29 protein-coding genes and 1 pseudogene are annotated in these 21,854 nt (G+C 45.7%); 9 read left to right on the forward strand and 21 right to left on the reverse strand.

Features of this window, described 5'->3' with window-relative positions:
* The 10 genes from D1841_RS10570 to D1841_RS10615 all read right to left on the reverse strand — a co-directional run bounded on the left by D1841_RS10570 (position 1) and on the right by D1841_RS10615 (position 7,017).
* A complete protein-coding gene (locus tag D1841_RS10570; protein ID WP_160643014.1) occupies positions 1-1,632 on the reverse strand; it encodes a recombinase family protein in 1,632 nt (543 codons plus the stop codon).
* 128 nt (positions 1,633-1,760) lie between these two features.
* Entirely contained in the window at positions 1,761-1,991 is a 231-nt protein-coding gene (locus D1841_RS10575; RefSeq protein WP_160643043.1) for a DUF6870 family protein, read from the reverse strand.
* A 90-nt stretch (positions 1,992-2,081) separates the two neighbouring features.
* Entirely contained in the window at positions 2,082-2,729 is a 648-nt protein-coding gene (locus D1841_RS10580) for a DUF6551 family protein (protein ID WP_160643015.1), read from the reverse strand.
* A gap of 260 nt (positions 2,730-2,989) precedes the next feature.
* Positions 2,990-3,250, reverse strand: coding sequence for a sigma-70 family RNA polymerase sigma factor (locus D1841_RS10585; protein WP_161879982.1), 261 nt, complete (start codon positions 3,248-3,250; stop codon positions 2,990-2,992).
* A gap of 36 nt (positions 3,251-3,286) precedes the next feature.
* Positions 3,287-3,448, reverse strand: coding sequence for a hypothetical protein (locus D1841_RS10590; RefSeq protein ID WP_160643016.1), 162 nt, complete (start codon positions 3,446-3,448; stop codon positions 3,287-3,289).
* Between the two features lie 284 nt (positions 3,449-3,732).
* Positions 3,733-3,852: a cyclic lactone autoinducer peptide gene (locus tag D1841_RS19845; protein WP_160643017.1), complete on the reverse strand. Its 120-nt coding sequence runs from the start codon at positions 3,850-3,852 to the stop codon at positions 3,733-3,735.
* Position 3,853: 1 nt separating this feature from the next.
* Positions 3,854-4,435 carry an accessory gene regulator B family protein gene (locus D1841_RS10600; RefSeq protein WP_160643018.1) on the reverse strand — a complete coding sequence of 194 codons (582 nt, stop codon included), beginning with the start codon at positions 4,433-4,435 and terminating at the stop codon, positions 3,854-3,856.
* 78 nt (positions 4,436-4,513) lie between these two features.
* Positions 4,514-5,848, reverse strand: coding sequence for a sensor histidine kinase (locus tag D1841_RS10605; protein ID WP_160643019.1), 1,335 nt, complete (start codon positions 5,846-5,848; stop codon positions 4,514-4,516).
* 1 nt (position 5,849) lies between these two features.
* The gene (locus tag D1841_RS10610; RefSeq protein ID WP_160643020.1) at positions 5,850-6,563 is read right to left on the reverse strand and encodes a LytTR family DNA-binding domain-containing protein; all 714 of its coding nucleotides are present in this window, start codon (positions 6,561-6,563) and stop codon (positions 5,850-5,852) included.
* Between the two features lies 1 nt (position 6,564).
* Complete coding sequence (locus D1841_RS10615) at positions 6,565-7,017, reverse strand: hypothetical protein (protein ID WP_160643021.1); 453 nt, start codon at positions 7,015-7,017, stop codon at positions 6,565-6,567.
* A 237-nt stretch (positions 7,018-7,254) separates the two neighbouring features.
* On the opposite strand from D1841_RS10615, the gene D1841_RS10620 reads away from it, so the two are divergent.
* The 8 genes from D1841_RS10620 (at position 7,255) to D1841_RS10655 (ending at position 13,438) form a co-directional block, all read left to right on the forward strand.
* On the forward strand, positions 7,255-7,584 hold the full coding sequence (locus tag D1841_RS10620) for a helix-turn-helix domain-containing protein (protein WP_201751280.1): 330 nt from the start codon (positions 7,255-7,257) through the stop codon (positions 7,582-7,584).
* Between the two features lie 336 nt (positions 7,585-7,920).
* Positions 7,921-9,180 (forward strand): hypothetical protein, encoded by a 1,260-nt coding sequence (locus D1841_RS10625; protein ID WP_160643022.1) that lies wholly within the window; start codon positions 7,921-7,923, stop codon positions 9,178-9,180.
* 17 nt (positions 9,181-9,197) lie between these two features.
* Positions 9,198-10,241 (forward strand): S-layer homology domain-containing protein, encoded by a 1,044-nt coding sequence (locus tag D1841_RS10630; RefSeq protein WP_160643023.1) that lies wholly within the window; start codon positions 9,198-9,200, stop codon positions 10,239-10,241.
* A 53-nt stretch (positions 10,242-10,294) separates the two neighbouring features.
* A complete protein-coding gene (locus tag D1841_RS10635; RefSeq protein WP_160643024.1) occupies positions 10,295-10,813 on the forward strand; it encodes a hypothetical protein in 519 nt (172 codons plus the stop codon).
* A gap of 69 nt (positions 10,814-10,882) precedes the next feature.
* Positions 10,883-11,665 (forward strand): hypothetical protein, encoded by a 783-nt coding sequence (locus D1841_RS10640; protein WP_160643025.1) that lies wholly within the window; start codon positions 10,883-10,885, stop codon positions 11,663-11,665.
* Between the two features lies 1 nt (position 11,666).
* Positions 11,667-12,554, forward strand: coding sequence for a hypothetical protein (locus D1841_RS10645; RefSeq protein ID WP_160643026.1), 888 nt, complete (start codon positions 11,667-11,669; stop codon positions 12,552-12,554).
* Between the two features lie 504 nt (positions 12,555-13,058).
* Entirely contained in the window at positions 13,059-13,226 is a 168-nt protein-coding gene (locus D1841_RS10650) for a hypothetical protein (protein WP_160643027.1), read from the forward strand.
* The gene (locus tag D1841_RS10655) at positions 13,223-13,438 is read left to right on the forward strand and encodes a hypothetical protein (RefSeq protein ID WP_160643028.1); all 216 of its coding nucleotides are present in this window, start codon (positions 13,223-13,225) and stop codon (positions 13,436-13,438) included. Before D1841_RS10650 ends, D1841_RS10655 begins: the two co-directional genes overlap by 4 nt.
* Positions 13,439-13,509: 71 nt before the next feature.
* On the opposite strand, the gene D1841_RS10660 is transcribed toward D1841_RS10655, so the two are convergent.
* From D1841_RS10660 to D1841_RS10705, 10 genes and pseudogenes are all read right to left on the reverse strand, one after another.
* Positions 13,510-15,132: a recombinase family protein gene (locus D1841_RS10660; RefSeq protein WP_004056592.1), complete on the reverse strand. Its 1,623-nt coding sequence runs from the start codon at positions 15,130-15,132 to the stop codon at positions 13,510-13,512.
* A 129-nt stretch (positions 15,133-15,261) separates the two neighbouring features.
* A complete protein-coding gene (locus D1841_RS10665; RefSeq protein WP_004056590.1) occupies positions 15,262-15,459 on the reverse strand; it encodes a transposon-encoded TnpW family protein in 198 nt (65 codons plus the stop codon).
* A complete protein-coding gene (locus D1841_RS10670; protein WP_160643029.1) occupies positions 15,456-16,307 on the reverse strand; it encodes an ATP-binding protein in 852 nt (283 codons plus the stop codon). The genes D1841_RS10665 and D1841_RS10670 overlap by 4 nt, the downstream gene beginning before the upstream one ends.
* A 62-nt stretch (positions 16,308-16,369) precedes the next feature.
* Positions 16,370-16,837 (reverse strand): annotated as a pseudogene (locus D1841_RS10675) (replication protein); the annotation flags it as partial.
* 440 nt (positions 16,838-17,277) lie between these two features.
* On the reverse strand, positions 17,278-17,682 hold the full coding sequence (locus D1841_RS10680) for a response regulator transcription factor (RefSeq protein WP_160643045.1): 405 nt from the start codon (positions 17,680-17,682) through the stop codon (positions 17,278-17,280).
* 30 nt (positions 17,683-17,712) lie between these two features.
* On the reverse strand, positions 17,713-17,925 hold the full coding sequence (locus D1841_RS10685; protein ID WP_160643031.1) for a helix-turn-helix domain-containing protein: 213 nt from the start codon (positions 17,923-17,925) through the stop codon (positions 17,713-17,715).
* The gene (locus tag D1841_RS10690) at positions 17,912-18,355 is read right to left on the reverse strand and encodes an RNA polymerase sigma factor (protein WP_160643032.1); all 444 of its coding nucleotides are present in this window, start codon (positions 18,353-18,355) and stop codon (positions 17,912-17,914) included. The genes D1841_RS10685 and D1841_RS10690 overlap by 14 nt, the downstream gene beginning before the upstream one ends.
* Positions 18,356-18,522: 167 nt before the next feature.
* Complete coding sequence (locus tag D1841_RS10695) at positions 18,523-19,236, reverse strand: ABC transporter permease (protein WP_129178626.1); 714 nt, start codon at positions 19,234-19,236, stop codon at positions 18,523-18,525.
* A 2-nt stretch (positions 19,237-19,238) separates the two neighbouring features.
* Positions 19,239-20,048: an ABC transporter ATP-binding protein gene (locus D1841_RS10700; RefSeq protein ID WP_129178625.1), complete on the reverse strand. Its 810-nt coding sequence runs from the start codon at positions 20,046-20,048 to the stop codon at positions 19,239-19,241.
* A complete protein-coding gene (locus D1841_RS10705) occupies positions 20,045-20,845 on the reverse strand; it encodes a MerR family transcriptional regulator (protein ID WP_160643033.1) in 801 nt (266 codons plus the stop codon). Before D1841_RS10705 ends, D1841_RS10700 begins: the two co-directional genes overlap by 4 nt.
* A gap of 107 nt (positions 20,846-20,952) precedes the next feature.
* Between D1841_RS10705 and D1841_RS10710 the strand changes: the two genes are divergently transcribed.
* Complete coding sequence (locus tag D1841_RS10710) at positions 20,953-21,435, forward strand: DUF5028 domain-containing protein (protein WP_201751281.1); 483 nt, start codon at positions 20,953-20,955, stop codon at positions 21,433-21,435.
* A 9-nt stretch (positions 21,436-21,444) separates the two neighbouring features.
* On the opposite strand, the gene D1841_RS10715 is transcribed toward D1841_RS10710, so the two are convergent.
* Positions 21,445-21,822, reverse strand: a complete 378-nt coding sequence (locus D1841_RS10715) for a hypothetical protein (RefSeq protein WP_160643034.1) — start codon at positions 21,820-21,822, stop codon at positions 21,445-21,447.
* Positions 21,823-21,854: the final 32 nt, after the last annotated feature.

Consider the following 21,854-nt stretch of genomic DNA (forward strand, 5'->3'; position numbering starts at 1 on the left):
TCAGCCCACCTGCCTTTCGGCTTGGGCCATGCGGAGTAATTCGGCCTGCACTTCAAACTCGTTTTGCCAGCGGCAGACGATTTCTACCCGCTTATCGCGGAAAACCATCACCCGCTCTATGAGGGACACCACCAGCCGCCTGTCCAGGGCGGTTATATTCTGGTTCTGCCGGAAATGCTCTATCCAGCTATTGTCTACCGAGGCAAGCTCCCGGCCCATTTCCTCCCGCAGGGTTTCGGCCTGCTGCTCGGCTTCTTCGCGGCGCTGGGTGTAGGTCTTTTTCAATTCGCGGTACTCGTTTCGGTCGAGGATGCCGTCTGTCAGATTTTCATACAAAGAGCGCAGCAGCGTGTGCAGGCGGTCGATTTCCGCTTGCTTTTTATCCAGACGCGCCTGCATCTTTTGGATGATGGCCTGTTGCAGCCGTGCAGAATCAACCAGTTTTGATAAATTATCAAGGTCGATAACCTCTTGAATGTGTGCCTGCAAAGCCTCCAAAACCAGGCTTTCCAAGGCTTCTGTCCGCAGACTGTGGGGGTAGCAGGCTTTGTGCTCCTTGTGGTTGGCGCAGACATAATAGACGTACTTTTTCTTGCCGTAGGGCACGGTTTTCCGAATCATGGCCCCGCCGCACTCGCCGCAATAAATCAGGCCGGAAAACAGTTCTACGGGCTGGCCCGCCTGGGATGTGCGGGTGTCCATAGCCAAGACGCGCTGGGCTGTGGCAAAGTCAAACTTATCAATGATGGGTTCATGGTTGTTCTCGATTACCGCCCATTCCTCCCGGGGTTTCTGCACCAAGCGTTTGACTTTGTAGCTGGGCGTGGTGACGCGGCCTTGCTCCAAAACGCCGATGTAGACTGGGTTTTTGAGGATACGCAGCACCATGCCTGCGCCCCACACGGGATTTTCTTTCACCCGGAAGGAGGTGCTATACCGCATTCCCAGGGATTTTTTGTACTCCATGGGCGTGGGGATGCCGCTGGCTGTCAGGCGGGCAGCTATGTCTAGGGCGCTGATGCCGTCCAGCTTCCAGTTGAATATGTCCCGTACCACGTCGGCGGCGTACTCGTCCGGCACCAGCTTATGGCGGTCAGACGGGTCTTTCTGGTAGCCGAAAACAGCAAAGGAGCCAATGAAATCCCCGCGCTGGCGTTTGATTTCAAGCTGGCTCCGAATTTTGATAGAGATGTCCCGGCAGTAAGCCTCGTTTATCAGGTTTTTGAAGGGGACGATAATTTCATCGGATTCCGCTTGGCTGTGCAGGCTGTCGTAGTGGTCGTTGATGGCGATGAACCGCACCCCCAAAAAGGGGAAAATGCGCTCGATGTACTCGCCCGCTTCCAGGTGGTTGCGCCCAAACCTGGAAAGGTCTTTGACCACGATGCAGTTGATTTTCCCAGCCTTGACCTCGCCCATCATCTCCTGGAAGGCGGGCCGCTGAAAATTGGAACCCGTAAAACCGTCGTCGATTTTCATGCCGCGCTCTTGCAAATCTCCGTGGCGCGACAAATAGTCACGAATCAAATCTTTTTGGCCCGTGACGCTGTTGCTTTCCTCCTTGTCGCCGTCCTCCCGGGACAGGCGCACATAACCGCAGGTGTTCCACACCTGTGTGTCAAGGTTTTTCACTATAAATCTCTCCAATCTGTCAAGACTAATAATCAGCAAAAGCCTTAACAGCGGAGAGCACTGGCTGTCCTGTTAAGGCCATCTTAACATAACTTTTTTGCTGTGTCCAGGGGTACGCGCAAATTTTTTCATCCGCATTTTGCCCGCATATAGTTGACTAAGCGCTGTTCCAACGTCACGTCCGTGTCGGCGTAGCTGACTTTTACCACATACTTGCCGTGCCTGTAACAGTATGGGTTGCCAATCTGGCGGATAAAATCGAGGATGCGTTCTTCCCTGGGCAGTTCGGTGTTGATTTTCACATCCCGGATGTCCCGCAGGGTGGCGGGGTCTACGGTGCGCACGTCTACGCCGCGCATGGCGTCCAGGTTTTCTTGTGTGAGTGGTTCCACGTGATTCCCTCCCTTTATGCAAGTCTATGTTGCCTGTCTTTGTCCACATTCTTACAATCAATCCTTGAAGCGGTAGCGCAGCTTTTTCCCACCGCGATGCTCATTGTATTTTTTACGGATGACGCGGGCAAAGCGCAGCCTGCGCTTGTTAGTGGTGAAGTCCACCTTGGCTTGCTGGGTGATGTCGAATGGGTCAATGGCAGACAGACGGGTCACAAAAACATAATCGTCAATTTCCGTCTCGTAGGTTTTGAGAAAAAGCGCCATACCCGCAATCATCCCCGCTGTGAGGGAGGATTGCGAACCGTGCCATGCCCCGGCCATTAGTTCCAACATTCGGCTAAATGCAGGCCCGCCCAGCAGCTTATAGGCGCTCTTTACGGCCCGGGTCGGGATGATTTCATAGGCGGCATTGGTGGGCTTGTCCAAGGCCCAGGTGAAGCCCGCGTCCTCAATACGCTTGTCGATGTCCAACACGGCAGCGTCTGTGCCCGATTCCAGAAGGGCCTTTATCTCACTGGCAAGCTTCAAATGACCTTTGGCCCTATCCAGCTTGACGTACATCTCGGCCTCCTGGGCGTATGTAAGGCCCGTGTAGACCAGGCAGGGCAATTCGGCAATGCTGTCGGTCAAGCTTTTTATGTCCTCTGGTTCGGCTTTCCACCTGCCGGGATTTACTTTGATTTCATTTATGGATACAAGCATAGGCGTTCTCTCCTTTCCGTTTTTCCCCATGATATAGGGTACAGCCCACGAGCCCATCCTGGCGGATGGCGCGATACCAAAAGGCGGTGGCGGCAGTTGACTAAGCTGCCCAAGCCGGGCTTTCAGTACCCTCCTTTGACCCTGGAGTAGGGCGGCGCATTGCTTGGGGCTGCTATGAAATTTTCAAGGTGCAGATTGCAGGATGAATAATATCTCCTCATAGGTTTAAGGAAACAAAGGGCCTTTTGTTCGGTGAAAAACTAAAAATTTTTTTCGAGTGTAGTCCGCAACTTCTTTAAAATTCGTTTTTTGCGGTCATGTAGTGTACTTAGTGCAATGTGCAGGCTGTGGCTGATCTCCCGCTCCGTCCTTTCTAAATAGAACAATTCCTGAATTAACACAATCTCTTCATCGGTAAGTGTTGCCAGAGCACTAGATAGCTTTCTCAGTGTCTCTGCTTTGTCTATCACATCATCTGGTATTCCCAAGGCTGTGTCAGCAAACTGTGTATCCAATTCCAAAAGGCGGTCAAGAGAATCCTCACGGCTCGGAATGAATTATGCAATGCTATGTTCTTGGTCACAGTCAAACTTTTCTTGCTTCAACTTGTTCATAAAATATTTCTCTTTTTCTGTATAGTGCCAATAGGCGTGGTAGACATCTGCACTGACAGATACTCGCTGACCATTTACGTAAAGGTAATATTTCTCATTATCCACTTTGATCCCTCCGAGAATTTGAATTTGGTGTATTCAAATTTCCGGAGGGCGGGGCGCGTGGTCGAGCAGGAAAAAAGTCTTTGCCACAGTCAGCGTGAGCAAAAAAAGACATAAAGAAAAGGAATATGGAAATTCCATATCCCTTTCTCGTCGATTCTGATTTTAGAGGCACTTCCGCGCTGCAAAAAGCTTTACTTGCAGCTCCGCGAGAGATCGTTTCCACAGACTACCCGGCAAAGAAATAACCGGCCAGGTATTGCCCTGACCGGCTGTTTCTTTAGAGCTTACTTGCGCAGTTCTTCGGGCACTTCGGGTTCGTATGCATTGCCACATGACAATGCGCCTGCGCCTAAGTTGGCAAGAGTCTCAATCAAGGAAGCAATTGCAGACCACAAACTCGTCATATCAACCTCTCCTTTCTTCAAATTTTGGTATAACCATCATGACAGCTACCGCTGCCAGAGATGCCGCAAATATAAAAAAGAAATGGGTGTCGTTCCCAACAAAGAAAGCCAGGATAAGGAACATAATTTCAAAACAAACAAGAAATCGGGAAATCTTCTTATTTGTGATAAGTCTATCTGATGATAAAGGATGCTTTATGTTTTGAACGGGTGTCAAAAACAAAATTATCAACCCGGAAACCAATCCGATTATTAGCGTAACACTTTTTATTGCATACGTTTCAAGAATATAGGCGCTGCCATAAGTTGCTAAGTAGACACCATTTGTAATAAAAAAACATCTTGCATAGGTAGAAGCATGAAAACCACCTGCAAACAAGCGTAGAAAGAAAAAGATGGCAATAAACAGGAGCGATGAAAAGAAATCCTGCATCAAGATAGAAATGGCTACAATAGAGGCAAACGAGGTCAAGGTTGACAGAGCCAATTCACATCCATACACAAGGATTGGACGCTTACTCACATCTATGGAACCACGCGAAAGTAGGAACTCTGTTAGCCTCACAACGTTGTTATGTAGCATATCCTCTTGCCTCCTTTTTTCCAGGTTATAGCATGATAAGTTTAAAAAAATCAGTAGTTTTGCCTGATTTGTGCGATTTTATGTCGTTAATTGTTTACAGAGCAAGGCAGTAGACGTGAACACCCCGTTTTCATAGCGGTTTTGAAGGGAGCCGCCGTACTTTTTAGCTGTATCCCGGATGTTTTTCAGGCCAAGGCCATGCCAAAAGGCATCTTCCAGCTTTGTGGTGGCAAGCTGGCTGTTATGTAGGAAGGGGTCTTCTTGTACGGAATTACTTACCTGGAACAGTACAAAATCCTCCTGCTGGCGGATTTCTACAGAAACAAATCGTTTATCTCTTTCTGCTATTTTTTCACATGCCTCTAGTGCATTTTCAATTTGATTGGACAAGATTGCACATATGTCCACAGGTGAAAAAGAATCCAGGTCCCCAGATCTCACTCGATATTTGAAAGCTACTCCCTTTCCCAAAGCCTGCACATGTTGATAATTTATGATTGCGTCTACTATATCACAGCCACTGCAGCAGAGTTTGAGCTCTTGGTAAGAAGTATCCAAAAGGGATCCCACATATTCATTTATCCGCTCAGCTTGGCCTTTGGCCGCCATCCCACGGATCGCAACGAGGTGATGATGAAAGTCGTGTAGGCGCTTTGCATTGTCCTGAGCATTTTTATGCATCTGCTGATAATTCTGCTCAAGCATTTGATTGCTGCTTTGCAGTAGTTCATTGGTAAAGCGTTCTCGTTCCATTTCAGTTATAGAAAATAGCGCAATGATGACAGCAATCAAGAAACAAAGAAGGTAGGTAAACGAAATGATGGATGCGCCTTGCAATGTGGCATAATCTCCGTATATTGTCATGCTGAACAACATCTGCATGGTTGTGTAAGAAAGCCCGCAGGTAACGAGGAGTAAAATCAAGTGTTTCTTCCTGAGCGCCTGGATTTTCCCAATCTGGTGTCTCAGGAGGAAGTATAGAACGACGTTAAATAGTTTGTCCGATGCAATAAACAGGAATCTCTGCCACCGGGGTTCAAGAAGAAAGAAAAAAGTTTCTTTAGGATTCCCGCTAATCAGCCCAATTCCTAGGGTTATGAGATAATCAAATGTCTGGATAACAAACATTGCCATGATGCCCGCAGTGCCTCGCAATAAAATGCTTCCACTTGATATAAGCACAGATATACCGACCGCTAATATTATTGCACCGACCGGCGTCAAAAACGAAAAGAGGGACAGTTTATTCATCAAGGTGACGTAGATAGACATCAATGTTGTGAACAATACCACCAGAAAAAGGTGCTTTTTATCAGAATGTTTTCTTTCCCCCGCTGCCACAACCGTAGAAAGAATAACTCCACATTCCATAAATGTTGCAACAAACTCCATAAACTGGGCAAAAGTTTCCATTTTATCTCCCCCAAAGGTTTATGATGGCCTCTTTTACTTTTGGCAGCATGGGCCGGCTGATAGGGAGCCGCTCTCCGTTTTTCAGCACCATCCAATAGCCGTCTATCCCCCGGGCATAGTCCAAGTTGATAAAGCAGCTTCTTTCTGTAAAGGTAAAGCGTGGGTCATCAATTTGCTCAAATAATTCCTTCAGCCCGCGGTTATCCTGAATATTTCCCTGGCGGGTAGTAGTAATGAGCACACAACGTCGGCTTTTCCGCACGTACATTATGTCCTGGTACAGTACACGGGTAAAATTATTATAGTGCTGTATGAGCAGACATTGCTTGTCCGCTTGTTTTAAGGCTTCCAAGGCTTCTTCCAGCGCCTCTGGCAGAGCTTCGGCCAACTCCAGTTTCGCAATGTATCGCAAGGCGTTAACCTTATAGCCCTCCCTGGCCTGCTCAAGATGCAAAGTGAGAAAAATCACAATGGCGTTTGGCTGATACTGCCGCACTTTTTTCGCCACGGCAAAGCCGTCCATGTCGGACATCTCCACATCCAGAATGTAAATGTCAAATCGGTCTCCGTCGGAGACCGACGCTGCTAGTACTTCTCCACTTGTAAAAGTCTTAGTGGCGGCACTTACGCTAGCATTTTCCATGAATGTCAAGATGTGACGGTTGATTTCCAGAAGAATCTCCTTATCGTCATCGCAAAGGGCTATATTTACCATGTCAAGGTTTCCTTTCAGTTTGTGCAAAAGCATATGTGCTCTTCCGGTTAATGTCAAACCAGCGGGTCGAACCTTCCGCTATCACAAGTACGTACAAATCATTTAGGCTCCTGCGGCTATAAGGGTTCAAATTGCTGTTATAGGTGTAAAGACCGGATAGGCCCGTATGGATTGTTTGCTCAATCTTTGAAAGCACCTCCGCTATAGAGGATGTATGGTATTTCGATGCAGTCCAGCGGGGAATGCATTGGCGGATATGCCACTGGTCAGGTGAGTATGTGGCTAGGGGTTGCGGGGCATAGCTAAGTAATATAAGCAATTCTGCTTCCTTCCAATTATCCATTTGAATGTATAAAGGCAGCAGATCATAAAAGTCACAGCCCGAATAATCCAGAAGTTTTAAAACATCGAATAGACCTTTGCGAATTTCTGGTCTAGGGTCTTCCAGTTCCAAATGTATTAGGCTATCCAAAAATCTCTCTACTGTGCTTTTTGTTGTGCAAGTGTAGGGCGAAACCATGTGTGCAAACCTCATTTCATTTTTATTCGGCTTAGCAGGGCGAAGTGAGCCGCCAGCCTTTCAAAGCACATTATACGCCTAATTAAATAGTAAATATATAATTACTTATACTTAATGGCGTGAAATCCTGTTTGTTGGTAAAATATAGGGTACAAGGGGAGAGGTGGGCACATGGAAATGTCTCTTGGGAAACGAATCCGTGAACTGCGGACTATGAAAAACTTGTCGCAGGAAGCAGTTGCGGAAAAGTGCAACGTCTCAACTCCGGCCGTCTCTCATTGGGAGACAGATAGCAGCAGTCCTAACAAGGCACATCGCAAGCTGCTGGCAGATGCGTTGGGCGTTCATGAAAATGATTTGTATGTTGCCCCGGAGATTCCTGTACCGCAACATGTATTGATTTCCGAAATCGTGGACTGCCTGAAAGACATGACAGACGAGGAATTGCGGTTTGTGCTGACTGTAGTCCAAGCGGCGCGGAATCTTACTAACCGCAACTAATATTATAGCAGATTTCCTCCGCATTTCAGTAGTTTGTCGTAAATTATAGGATTTTCTGTACCAAATTGAAAAGGGAGTATGGCTGATAAGCTATGCTCCCTTTTTGTTTTACAATTCACACCGTGCAATTGACAATTCAAACAAAATTCCTGATTTTTAAAAATATATATGATACACTATAGACAACACAGAGGATTCCCCAAAAGGAACCCGAGTGTTACCAGAAATGTTCGACTAAACCTCTGCCGGCTTCAAGCCAGAAAGAGATAGGTGATTCCGATGCAGTTGTAGTATTTCAGAAACGTGTTATGCAATTTTTGGAAAGAGGTTTAACCTATGTTAAAGAGAAAATTTGTCAGCAGAAAAGTAGTTTCTTTTTTACTCGCTTTTGTTTTTGCTTTGAGCACATTTATTCCAGTCCAAGCTGCTGAAATGGGAACTGAAAAGAATCTCGTCGCCAAGTATTCCGAACTAGGCGATAACGACTTGTTCGTAACAGAAGAAGTGGCAACCTATATCGCCAAATTCTTTATCAACGATATGGTTGCAACTGGTCAGACTGAGTGGACCCAGCAAACAAATGTAGAGTCTGTTGTCGCATTGTATGATGAAACTGGAATGGACGTGATGGGGTATAGCATTGAGCTGAATCAAGGGTACATTGTAGTTTCAGCGTATATCGACATGCCTTCAATTATTTTAGAATGGTCCGATGAAGCGGAACCTCTCTATCAGGAGAGTGAACCCGAAGAGATTGAAAAAGTCCTCTACACGAACACTTTAGAATACTATTGTGTTGATAAAGCTGGCGAACTCCGCACGGTTGATGGACTTGAGGTATCTCAAAATGAGCTTCAAGATTCTTTATCTAAAATGCGGGATGTTACTAATGTTGATGAAGATTTGATCCAGGATATTGTGGTTTCCAAAGAGCAGAATGCAAGTCTCATTTCCCCCCAGGATAATAGTTCTGGTCAAATTATTACAGATCCGTTTACGTATGCTAAAAACGTTTACGGCGGTACATGGTCAGCCCTCGAATGGGCAAACAATTGGGAAAATTACATGAACTTTTCTTCAACATCTGATTTCCTTTGGCACAATAACCATTGTGGCCCTACCGCAATTACCAATATTATCAAATCATATGGTAACAAATATAATGTATCCTCTATTAAAAACAGCTCAAGTCAAAGTGTTTTTAATAGGTTAATGGATGTGAACGCTGAAAACGGTTACAATTATTTCAAGGAAAATGGGGATGGTGCCGGGACTACGGTTTCAACCACCAGCGATTTTATTAAAAAGGGATTCAAAAAATTCAACGTAAATGTGCAAGTTTATGGGATGTATTCGCCTACATACCAAGATATCAAAAATGCCACTACTGGGAACAGGTTGATGTATCTGATTGTATGGAACAATAAGCCATACGGAAATCATGCGGTTGTAGGGTATGCTTATAACCGGTTGAAAAATCAAAAAGGTGATTTAAGCTCTTACTTAAAAATTGCCGATGGATGGAGCCATGAGGGCAGATACCTCCCCATTAGTACTCTGGCAAATGACAAGTATTATGAGGCGTATTTTGGTTAATCGGGAGAGACTAATATATGAATCTAAAACGTTGTTTCATGTGTATGACCGTGTTGATTTTATCATTGACGATGCCGTTTACTACCTCAAATATTTGTAGTGCATGTGAAGAAGGACAATATGATACCTTGTCAGGAATACTGTCCTCTAAAGACGGACTGGATTTTCATCTCCTTTCCAACGATATTGTACGTATTATTGTAACAAATGGTAATACCGGCCGTACCATTTATCTTGAAAGTGATAAAGATTTGGATAAAGTCGTTGGATGTTTAAACTCTTTTCATTACAAAAGCAAGATAGAAGCAACAGAATCAGTTGGATATCAATATATGCTTCGAATTGAGTTCAATGAATCTGATAATCCGCCTTTATCGTTCCAGTTTACCCCCAATAGTATTTTGGTGGATGGTGAATGGCTCATAAGTGATGAACCTTTGCTTTCGGGAATTGTATCTCTCCTTCCCGAAGACGCTATTTACTTGTTTGAGGATGTTTCGTCCGATGACTACTGGTATAATGATATAAAAGATTCTGTGGAACATGGAATCCTTTGTGGAATTTCAGACACGCATTTTGCTCCACAGGCTTCACTAAACCGTGCTATGGCAGTTACTGTTCTTCATCGTTTGGCCGGCTGCCCAGACGAACAGGGCGGCCTTCCTTTTCAAGATGTTGAAAGAGATGCTTGGTACAAAAAAGCAGTGGATTGGGCATCTGGGGCAGAAATAGTTTCTGGTACGGGAAAGATGTTATTTTCACCAAGCAGTCCTGTGACTAGAGAGCAGATTGCCTTGATGATGTACAAATATGCCCAGCTCAAATCTTGTGCAAACGCAAATGGCAATCTTGTGAACTATCCCGATGCGGATCAAGTTAGTTCATGGGCCAAAGAAGCTGTGGAGTGGGTGACTCGTGCTGGAATCATCCAATGCAAGCTTGACATATCTTCCCAAAAGGCAATCATTTTAGATCCGCAGGGGAACGTTTCCCGCGCCGAAGCGGCCGGGATGATAAGAAGATTTCATTCTTATCTTGACTCTGCAAATGGCGCCGTGTAATAGCAAATTTGTTGCCAAACATTGAACATTAAATTCTGAGAGAAAGTGTAAACATGAACAAAATTAGACGAATGTTAGCTATGTGTCTGGCGTGTGCATTGTTATTGTCTGCAATGGCGCTTCCAGCGAGCGCAAATAACAACACTGATACGGATTTCATGATTGCAATTACAGTTCCTGGGAAAATACATAAAAATTCCAAAACAGTGCAACGAGCGAAATATGACGCATCTTCTTCCTATATCAATTATGGTACGTGGGCAAACGGAACTCCAGCATGGGGAGTAAACCAATTCGAGGCTTTCATATATGATTCGCGAACCTATGGTGGGAAATTTGAAGATTGCTCTAGTGAAACATATAATGGATATAAGCGTTCAAGAGCAATTGTAAACTTTGGGACAAGGGGCCTGATTCGTCAGGATATTTGGGAGAAGTTTTATAAAAATGATAACGTTTATCCCTATGGACAGATTTACGGGGCAAGTGTTGGCTATGCGGGCCGTGCTGAGGGATGTTGGAGTGTGGATAGTGTAGGAGACCATTATCAATATTACAATTACGTTCTATAATTTCACATCAAGCTAAAGAATAAGGGTGAGTATATCTCACCTTTATTCTTTAATACTGGAGGAGATATTGTGAAAAAACAAAGTATTCTGATGCTACTATCAATCTTTCTTTTTACCTTCTTTTCGGGCTGCTCATATGTAGATATTGACAATAATTTGCAAACTAGGATTCATCAGATAAACAGCAAAGAGGCGAGTTCTGCTCCAGATGGAAGAGCGTATGTGGAAGATTCATCGCTTTCAGAAAACTATATTGATTTGAAAGGAATAGGTGGGGCCTTTTCTGCCTACAAAAATTATTCCGTTATTAATATGAATGGTGCAGAAATAGCTACTATTGAGAAGGGAGAAGAAGGAGTGACGTATACCCTTAAATCAGTTCAACTATTTGATTCTATCTACACTTCAGATGTTGATATGTACGGTTGTCAAATAGATGATGTTGAATTCTTAGAGTCTACACCATTTATATTGGTAGAAATAGAAGCGTCATATATTGCTCCTTCTGATAAAAAGAAAGAAATCGTTGCTGATGCTAACGAAATATCCGGAATGGCAGTGGAAAGCCAACCAGGAAAGCAATTGCCAGAAGGAATGTTTCCGACAGTTGCTTACTTTAGCTTACGTCCCCCAAAAGATGATTCTGTCCTGGACTATCAACACAATTTCTTTTCCTACCGTATTAAAGATGGCGAACCTGTCAAGTTCCAGATCGGGTTGTTTTGTGGACAATCATACATTGACAACAAAAACGTCTATTTGGAAGTCAACGCAAGTCCTTCTATCAAAGACAAGGTGACAGGCGACACTACACGCAAACTATTTGTCCTGTTTCCAGAAAGTGAGGAATGATATGGAACAATTCAGTCATGTAGTTGGAATGGAGCTAAAAAAGGCTTTCTGCTCGAAAAAGTTTCTTTTTGGAATGTGTTTGTTGCTATTATTCTCAATCCTAAGTGCTGTTTATATGATCGAGAGCCGGGCAGGATACAATCCGGACGCTATTCTCGCTGGTATGAAAGATGGAAAGTTTACCCGCAATCCCGATTTGGCCCTTTTCACGTTTTATAATTCCTGGATGGGTGGTGATGATCTCTCTTTGGCTTCCAGTCTCTTTTACACATTGCTTCCGGTAGGGGCAGCCCTTCCATTTGGATGGTCTTTTTATTTGGAGCGGAAGACAGGCTATCTGAAAAATATTTACACACGGGTGGGCAAGGGAACTTATCTGGCTGGAAAAACCATTGCGGTTTTTTTGTCCGGTGCTGCGGTAGTAGCAATCGGATTGGTTGTAAACGTTATGCTTGTGTTCGCGAAAATTCCCGTGATTACGCCCTTTGCGGGCTATAACTTTTACAACCATATCTATTTCTGCAACCTTTGGGCAGATCTATATTTTTCTGTTCCGTGGTTATATGTACTGCTTTTTGTCTTACTAGATGTGTTCTATGGTGGAGTATTTGCCTTACTTACTTTTGCAGTTGGTTTCTTTTTTCGCAATATATTTGCAGTGTTGTTCACGCCCTTTTTGCTAATGCTTATGGCTGGCTATTTAGAAGGAATTTTTTTTAATAATCGCGTAGATTTTGTGCCAGCAGAATGGGTTCCCACATTATTCCTTCATCCCCAGGGAGTCCATTTTAAAATCATGGGCTGGGTCGTAGCTCTGGTGACAGTATTGTTACTGGCCTTTTCTCTGCTTACGATCTACTTTCGAGGTGTGCGCTGTGAAACTATTTAGCCACATTAAATTCGATTTGACTATCGGCTTATGGCGGCAAGGTATGTGGATTAAGTATCTTTTGTGGTGCGGTCTGCTTGCATTGGCTACCTTGGAATTCTCCGGAAGGGTAACTTCTCTGAAAATTACCCAATGTACCTATGGGGACTATCTACTATACATTTTTGGTGGAATGCGTGAGTATATTCCCATACCGGGAGAACCCTTCCAGATCCCCTATCTATGGGCTGATCAACCATATTGGAATTCTCTACTTCACCCTCCACTATATGCACGACGATCTAAATGGTCTTGGTCAGCAGATGATTCTTCGTTCTAGGAGTAGGTCGGTATGGTGGATTTCCAAATGTATCTGGAACGGGGTAGTTGTGTCGCTTTTTTACCTAATTGCCTGGGGAACAGTACTGCTTTCGGCAACAACGTCTGGGAATTGCCGCAGCAATTTTAGAACGTCCTGCTCTTTTGCTGCTGGATGAACCCACAAACTCCTTGGATACCAGTGGTGTGAAATTAGTAAAGAACATTGTTCAGGAAGAAAGGGACAGGGGCGCTACGGTAGTACTCTCCTGTCACGATGGGACAATTTTAATGGAACTGGCAGATGACATTCTGTCCATTGAGGGAGGAAAGTTGGTGTCCTCCCGTAAAACAGAAGAGGAGGTATTGACATGAATGTCAGGAGATCTGTATGGAAACAGACGGCTTTAGTAGGCATCTTAGCTGTTATCATAGCCTTCATTCCTCTCTGCATGTACAATGGAGTGAGGATAAACCAGGATAAAATCAGTCCGCAGGTGGAAATGTTCTCCCTTGGAGATGCCGTAAATCTGGAGGAGAATTTTTTCTCAGATGCAACTGAAAACCCTAACGGTTTGCTCATGTGAGATAAAGAAGTAAAAGAAGTGTAAAAAATTTTGCCGTTCCCTGTCCGGCTGACTGCCGGACGGGTCGGGCTTTAGTCGGGCAATTCTACCTTGCCGACAAAAGAGTAATAGATTTCGATTTCCTGTCTGCGGAGCTTCCCCCGCCGTTTCCCGTCAAGGGCTTCCGATTCGTGGATTACGATTTTCTCCACAAACTCCCGTAACAGGGTAGGGGTGAGTTCCTCAAAGCTGGTGTACTTGCGTACCACTTTCATAAACTTTTCAGCGTTTGCCGTGGCTTCCAGCGTCTTAGAAAGCTCGCTCTGCAAGGCGGCGGCTTTCTCTTTCAGTTCCTTTTGCTCGGCTTCGTAGTCTGCCGACAATTCCGTGAAACGCTCGTCCGATATGCGCCCGGTCACGCTGTCCTCATACAGCCGCTTGAAGATAGCGGAGAGTTCCGCAATCCGTTTTTCTGCCGCTTCCAGCTCTTTCTTCTTGGCGGCGTTCCGGCGTTTGCTCCCGTCCTCGGTCTGCTCGGTCAAGAGCTTCATAAACCGGGCTTCATGCTTGGCGGCGTAGCTGGTGACTTTCCGTAGGTTCTCGGTCACTCCCTCGGTCAACAGGTCGGTGCGGATAAAGTGCGCCGTACAGTCACGGGTTCGCTTTTTGTAGCTGCCGCATATGTAGCAGTCCTGCCGCCGTTTGGCCGTCTGGTATCTCTGCTGGTACATGACGCTGCCGCAATCGGCACAAAAGAGTATGCCGGAGAACAAACCCACTTCATCATAGCGGTTAGGGCGTTTGCGCTGCTTGCGTAGCTCCTGCACACGCTCCCATGTTTCCCGGTCAATGATTGCTTCGTGGTGGTTCTCAAATACCGCCTGTTTCTCCACGGGGTTCTCTACGCTGTGCTTTACCTTGTAGGACGGCTTCTCGGTCTTGAAGTTCACAAGGCAGCCCGTGTATTCCCGGTTTTCAAGGATATGCGCCACGGTGTTTGTCGCCCACCTGCACTCATAGCCGGGGTGGTAGCGGCGGGTGCTTCCCGTCCGGCGGTATTCCAGCGTTCCCGGCGTGGGGATTTGCTGCTCGGCAAGCATACGGGCTATCTTGGTCGGTCCGTTCCCGGCAAGGCAAAGGCTGTATATCTGCTTTACCACGGGGGCGGCTTCCCCGTCAATGATGAAATTTTCGTCCTCGTCCATGAGGTAGCCATATACGGGCTTGCTTGTGACGGGCTTCCCGCTCATGCCTTTTGACCTCTTGACTGCCTTGATTTTCTTGCTCGTATCCCTCACCAGCCATTCGTTAAAAATGTTACGCAAGGGGGCAAAATCGTTGTCGCCCTGTGCGCTGTCAACGCCGTCATTGATGGCAATGAAACGGACGCCGTTCTGTGGGAAAATCATTTCCGTGTACATTCCCACTTGCAGATAGTTTCGCCCTAACCGTGACATATCTTTTACGATAACCGTTCCCACAAGCCCCGCTTCAATGTCGGCAAGCATGGACTGGAAGCCGGGTCTTTGGAAATTTGCCCCGGAGAATCCGTCGTCCGTGTACCATTTGAGGTTGGAAAAGCCGTTCTGTTTTGCGTAGGCTTCCAGAATCCGCTTCTGGTTGCTTATGGAGTTGGATTCGCCTTGGAGCGTGTCCTCGTGCGACAATCTCGGATAAAGGGCGGTAATGAGTTTTTGGGTGGTCTGTCTTGGCATAATGTCCTCCGTTTCCGACAGCCAGCCCCACTATTCCGTAGGTTTATTATACCATAGGGCGGGGCTGGCTGTACAGTCTTTTTTGCTTCTTTACCGCCCGTCAAAATGACGGTTTTTATCTGCGGGTTGTCATGCGCTGTAAATCGGCTTGTGTCCGGCTGCGCTTTCGGCTTCCAGCACCTTCATCATCTTGTCGGCGGCGGTGGCGGTCGTGCCTTGCTTGAAGTAGCCGGAAACCACAAGGACGGTGTTCCCCCGGCGTACCTCGGTCACGCAATCCGGGCGGCGGGCGGTAGTGGCGGTGCTTCTGTTGGGGGTGTCGGTCATAGGCTCTCCTTTCTGTTCAGCAGCGTTTTAAGCTGTTCCATTTTCTCCCTTGCTCTGGCTTTCCTGAAATTCTCCCCGGTAATGCGGACGGGGGTACACATTTCCGTAAGGCGGTCATATATCCGGGCATGGGCGGTGTCCTCCGGGTTCTGCAATTCTTCCAGCGTCAAGTTTGTTGTCACGATTAAGGGCTTTCTGCTGCGGTATCGGCTGTCAATCACGTTGTAAACCTGTTCAAGCCCGTATTCCGTGCCACGCTCCATGCCGAAATCGTCAAGGATAAGCAGAGGGAAGCTGCAAAGGCGGGCTATGTACTCGTTCCTGCCCTTATAGCTGGCGGCAAGGTCATTGAGGATAAGGGCAAAGTTTGTCATGCACACGGAAACCTCTTGCTCCATGAGGGCGTTGGCGATACACCCGGCGAAATAGCTTTTGCCTGTGCCTACCATGCCCCATAACAGATAGCCGATATTCCCGGCTTTCATTTCCTCCCAACACTCTACATAAGCATGGGCTTTGTGCATTTGGGGGCATTGCCCGTTGTCGTTTTCAAACGTCCATTCCCGCATAGCCGGGTCGGTGAAGCCTGTCCGTTTCAGCCGTTCCACTTCCTCCCGGTGCTTGTATTCCCGGTGGCTGGCTTCCAGCTTTTCCCGGCGTTTTCTCTGGCAGTCACATTCTTTCGGGTGGCGGTCACGTCCGAAAAATGTTTTGCCCTCCGGGAAGTAGGCTTCTTTGGGCTGGCGGCAGCTCCCGCAATATAAAAGCCCGTCCTCCCCGGTGTAGTCCTCTGGCTCTGCTCCCTGTGCCGTGGCAAGCCGGAAAATGGCGTTATCGTAATCACACATAAAATCGTCCTCCTTGTTCATGGTCTTTTACGTCCTGTTTACGGGGCGTTGTGTCTATGCGGTTAAAGGCTCTCGCCCTCCTTGTAGGAATAATCGGGAATTCCCTTTTTTGGCTTCCCCTTTGCCTTGTCATCAGCCGCCCAACGCCGGATAGTGGCGGCATGGTTCTTGTAGTTCTTCCCGCTGGAAGCGATATAGCCGGATAGACGGTCAATGTAATACTCCCATTTGCCGGGAAGCTCCTCTTGCAGCTCCGCAAGCTCTTTTTCTGACAGAATGACGTTTTTGTATCTGCCAAAAGGGGCGGGGGCGGTCTGTCCTTTCTTTAGCTCTCCCTCTCTCTTTATCTCTAACTCTATATCTATCTCTTTCTCTATCTCTATCTCTGGTGGACAAATGTCCGCCCCGTCTGGTGGACGTTTGTCCGCCACGGCTTCCGGCAATGCCTTTTGCTCCTGCAAAGCCAGCCTTGCACGGCGTTTCCTCTCCCCCTCGGTAGAGGACTGACCGATTAGGAGTTCTACTGTGGTAGAATCTTGCTCTTAAAAAGTGGCGGCTTCCTCTGTGTGGGCTTTTGCTGATAACCCCGGCTTGTTTGGCGTGGATTCTGCCAGCTATGCGGCGGTATTTCTCCCTCTATTACTTACTACGCACGGCAAGGCAAATCTGGCAAAGTTCCCCGAAATTTCTTTTCGTGTTTTCGTAACAGAATTTGACAAAAACGGAAGAATCAGCTCCGTTTTGCAGTGATATACGGACGGTTTCAAAAAATGCCAAACTTTCCGGCAATTATTTTTCCCCTTATTACCTACTACGGGAAAAAAGAAAATTTAGGCAATGTTTTCCAAAAGTATTTGAATTATTTTATTGCGGTACAAAATCCGGCTTGGTTTTTGGCGCAAAAAAACAGGAAACCTTTTCTTGATTTCCTGTCTTTGGCTGCCGCTGATGAGCGGCGGTTATTCTGTTGTTATTCCCCGGACGCAAACTTGTAGCCCACGCCTAAAACGGTCTTTATGTAGGTAGGGTTTTTGCTGTCCGGCTCTATCTTTTTCCGCAAGTTGCATATCACGCTGGCAACGCTTGACTGGCAGCTTTCACTTTCCATGCTCCACACGGCTTCAAAGATTTGCGCCTTTGTGAATACCCTCCCCGGACTGGCGGCAAGGTAGCAGAGTGCGCCGTACTCTAAACGTGTGAGAGGAATGTCTGCCCCGTCTTTCAGTACCCGGCGTTGGTGCGGTCTGATTTCCAATCCCGGAAAAGTAAGTGCCGGGGAGTGGGGCGGCTGCATGGCTTCCAGCGGTATCATATCCGCAAGGGCGGCTATGGCTTTCTCAACCGCTTTTTCTTCTGTGTCGTTAAATATAAGCATGACTATTTTTGCGACAAATCTCACCTCCTGTTAGGTAGGCTGTCCGTCAAAGCGGAACTGGAACAGGGCAGCAATAAGCCGCCGTTTAATGTTGTCCTCTGTGTCCTTGTTGACCTGTCCGTTTTCAAGGGAAGCAAGCCGGATTCGCTTGCTGTAATGCCGTAAAACCTCGTCAATGGCTTCCGGCTCTCCGTTGGTTGCTCTGACAATCGTTTCATACGGTACAAGTTTAGGATTTCTCATGGAAAAGTACCTCCATTTCTTTATGCAGCATTTGCAAGGCACTGTGTATGTGATGCCACGCCGTACTTCGGCAGCGTCCGTATAGTTCCCCGATTTCCTGCTGTGTGTAATGTCCGAAAAAGTAAAGATAAATGATTTCCCTCTTTTTCTCCGGCAAGGCAGACAAGGCTTCGGCAAGCTCCCCGTTTGTGAAGATAACCCTCTGACCGCATATCATAACTGGGTATTGCTTGTAGGGGTCTATGTAATATGTGTCTGACGTACAGAATGGATAAAACTTTTCTTCCGTGAGATATTCAAAAGATATTTCCCTTTGCCGCCGCTTATCTCTGTCACGCCATGCGTTGATAGCGGCATAGTGTATGACAACTCTGCAAAAGGCGTTAAATGTGTATTCGATATGCTCCTTGTATGCTTCTGTACAAGGCATGGTAATCCCCCTTTCCTACTAAGTGGCAGTTAAGATTTTAATGATAGTAAGGGGCGGCAGCATTTTTTGCTGTCGCTCCTTGACTACCCAGCAGCAAAGACAGACGGGGCTGTCAACGGCGGGCGAAGCCCGTTCATCTTGACCGTTGACTGGCTCGTCTGTCTTTGCTATTTATCAATTCTTCGTAACAGAATACTACACATAACAGTAGCTAAAATAAAAATCAAGAGCAGTGGCAAAAGGCTTTCAAATTTAAAAGCATTTTCCGCCAGTAGTTTATATCCCCATGTAGCCGGAAATAGTTTTCCTATTGTTTCAAACGTTTTTGGAAGTAGTTCAATAGGAAACATAATTCCAGAAAGCATGGTTGACGGCAAAAAAACAATAATAGAAAACATAGAAGTTTTTGCCTGGTCTTTTACTGCCAAACCAATTATGCTGGCAATACTTAATGATACTGCAATAAAAACAGCGAGGCTGATGAAGTACATACCCGGATTTTTTGGTATTTCAGCGTTAAAAGCCAGTGGCGCAGCAATATATAAAATAATGCTCATGAGGAACAAATGAATATACGCTGAAATGTTTGTTAAAGCAAGACCTAATATTAACGGAACACCATTTGCTTTATAGACTTTTTTAATATCACTGCTGTAAATTTCAACAAGAGAGGGCGGCAGACCAATCAACGCCCCCATTGTCACACCAAATACAGTCATGGACTGAATAAGCGTATATCTCGCTTCCGGCATGACTGATGTAAATATACCGCCCATAATTACAAAGAACAAAAGAGGTACGATATAGCAGGTTATAAGTAATGTCTTACTCCTTATGTCTAACTTCCATTGTAAAGAAACTCCGTATAAAAAAGCTCCCATTGTTACTCCCCCTTTGCAATTTTTATAAAGTGCTGTTCCAGTGAACCACGGTCTATCTTAATATCTGTGATAGTTTCTCCTTTTTCCTTGTACTGCATGAGCAGCGAAAGTAGGGAATTTCCGATATTTTCCGATTCATAGTTTTCAGTCCTGTTTTCCGTTTGGATTGTGATATTATAATGCTTCCCGATTGTATCGCCCAGTTGCCCGACAGTCCCGATAAAGGCAATTTTGCCGCCGGAAAGAATAGCAATCCGGTCACACAAATTCTCAACTTCTGCCATATCATGGCTTGCTAATATGATTGTCTTTCCGATTGCTTTTAACTGACGGATTTGTTCATGTAAAGATATTTGCCCCTCAACGTCAAGTCCTGCTGTTGGTTCATCAAGAAACAAAATGTCGGGATTTCGTGTTAATGCAAGCGCCAGATGGAGCCGCCGCTTTTGCCCGGTTGATAATTGATAATAAGGCTTTTTTGAAAGTTCATAAATACCAAGAGCGTCAAGCGTTGCTCTGTCAAGAGAGGTCTTATTCCATTTAGCAAACAGCTTTACAGCTTCCAGTGCTTTAATGTATTTCGGCAAAGAAGCCGATTGTAATTGAATGCCCATGATTCCATTTATAGTAATGTTTCCGCTGTCATATTTTCTTAAACCCTCGATACATTCAAGCGACGTGGTTTTTCCAGCTCCATTCACGCCGAGCAGAGCAAAAATTTCTCCTTGTTGTACGCTAAAATCTAAACCATTCAGCACAATGTGAGTTCCATAACTCTTTGATAAATTGCTGATTTTTATAGCTTCATTCATTCTGTTTCCTCCTTAAATGGGTCAATGCCTAAACGGGAAAAATAAACACCTAATGCTTGTTCAACATATCCGTTCGCAATATCCTGGGCTACTTTCCATTTATGGTCTGCATTCTGAAACTGCCCTAATTCAATCAGTCTGGGAAGCATACTCATATCTCCGCCAGTGAAATCCATAATCATATCCCAATAGGCTTTTGCAAAATTCTGTGTCTCATCACTATCCGCAGGAATATTCGCATTTTGAAGTCTTATTGCTTCGTTTTGAAGCTGCATGAAAGTGTTCACAAATGCCGTTCCGCTATCTTTGTCAAAATGGCTGCGGATATGGTCAAGCGTTTGGTCGTCAAAATGTTTAATCAGCCAATAGAAATCGTTTTTCATTTGCAGATTAACAATAATATCCGCATATTTTTTGAAATCAACTGATTGCATTTGAAGGACTTCTTTCCGCAGCACCTCCAATTCTCTCAACGATTCAGACAGACTTTCTATTTTCCGTTTGACAGTGACTGCCTGCTCCATTAGAACATCAGCAATTTCATCTGGTGTATCAAGCAGAATCAGTCGATTTTTTATGTCGTCCAAAGAAAATCCCAAATGTTTGAGCGATAAAATCTGATGAAGTTTTACTATGTCTTTATCTGTATATAACCTACGCCCCCCTTCACTCATGGCAGAGGGGGAAAGCAAGCCCTCTCTGTCGTAATGTTGTAATGCCCGTACAGTAACGTCCATTTTTCTTGCAATTTCACCAACGGTCATATAACCTTGTGGTATCGCTTTATGTTTATCCATGTCACACCTCCTCGAATAGTATATCTCATTACGTTGCGTCACAAGCAAGTGCTTTTAAGAAGATTTAAGAAAAAATACGGAATAGTGGGCTGCTGGCGGTCTATCTGTTGTTTTCAGTTGCTTGCTTCTTTACCGTACATGAGCATTATTCCATTACAGTGAACAGCGCGGAGCTGGTAGAGTATGTCCCCTTTCTGGAAAGCTTTGGAATTACCACAAAGGATTTCGGGTATACAGAAGGCTACCCTGCCCCTGAATATACATATTTGCTCCATGTCACGGTTGCCAACACAGACAACACGGAGGGGGCGTTAATGGCAATCAACTACGCTCTGTACGACAAAGCGTTGAAGATTCCCGTAGATTACTCCCTCTGGAGCTTGATGGACGAAGGTTTTCCTGGGGAGGCAGGGTTTCGTTTACGGGAAAATTCTCAGGTAGATATTACTATTCCCTTTACACCAATGTCATTGGACACAGCCATAGACAATGAGAAGTTGAGTAAGAGAATGGAAAACAGTGATTTCTATTTCTGCGTCAGCGAGTTTCCTGTGAGAAAAATGGTTTTGATTAACCAAAAAAATTGGTGATTTTTAAATCTATTGATTGGGGGACTGTACGTCGCCGCCTGCGTACTGGGTGCCCAGGTAGTAGCTGTCATGCTCGTGGGCAGAAAGTTCATCCACAATGGCCTTTCTCGTCACGCCGTAGCTGGTGAGATAGTTTGTGCCGCTGCCCAGGTCCGACTGCACCTTAGAGAGAGGGTCGCGGGCATACAATACCGGCTCGTCTACGGCCTGCATCTCGCTGTCAATTTCATTCGGAACATCCTGCGGTACAGATTCGATAGGGTTTTCCTCGATATCGGAGGACACCCCGCTGTCCACTTCCGTTGCGAAAGCAGCCATCGGTACCATGCTAAAGCACAGCACCACGGTCAAAAGTAACGCTAAAGTTCTTTTATAAATTTGTTTCATAGAATCATCCTTTCACAAAAAATGTCTTTCTT

The sequence above is a fragment of the Neglectibacter sp. X4 genome (genome assembly GCF_009917365.1).
Taxonomy (GTDB): domain Bacteria; phylum Bacillota; class Clostridia; order Oscillospirales; family Acutalibacteraceae; genus Acutalibacter.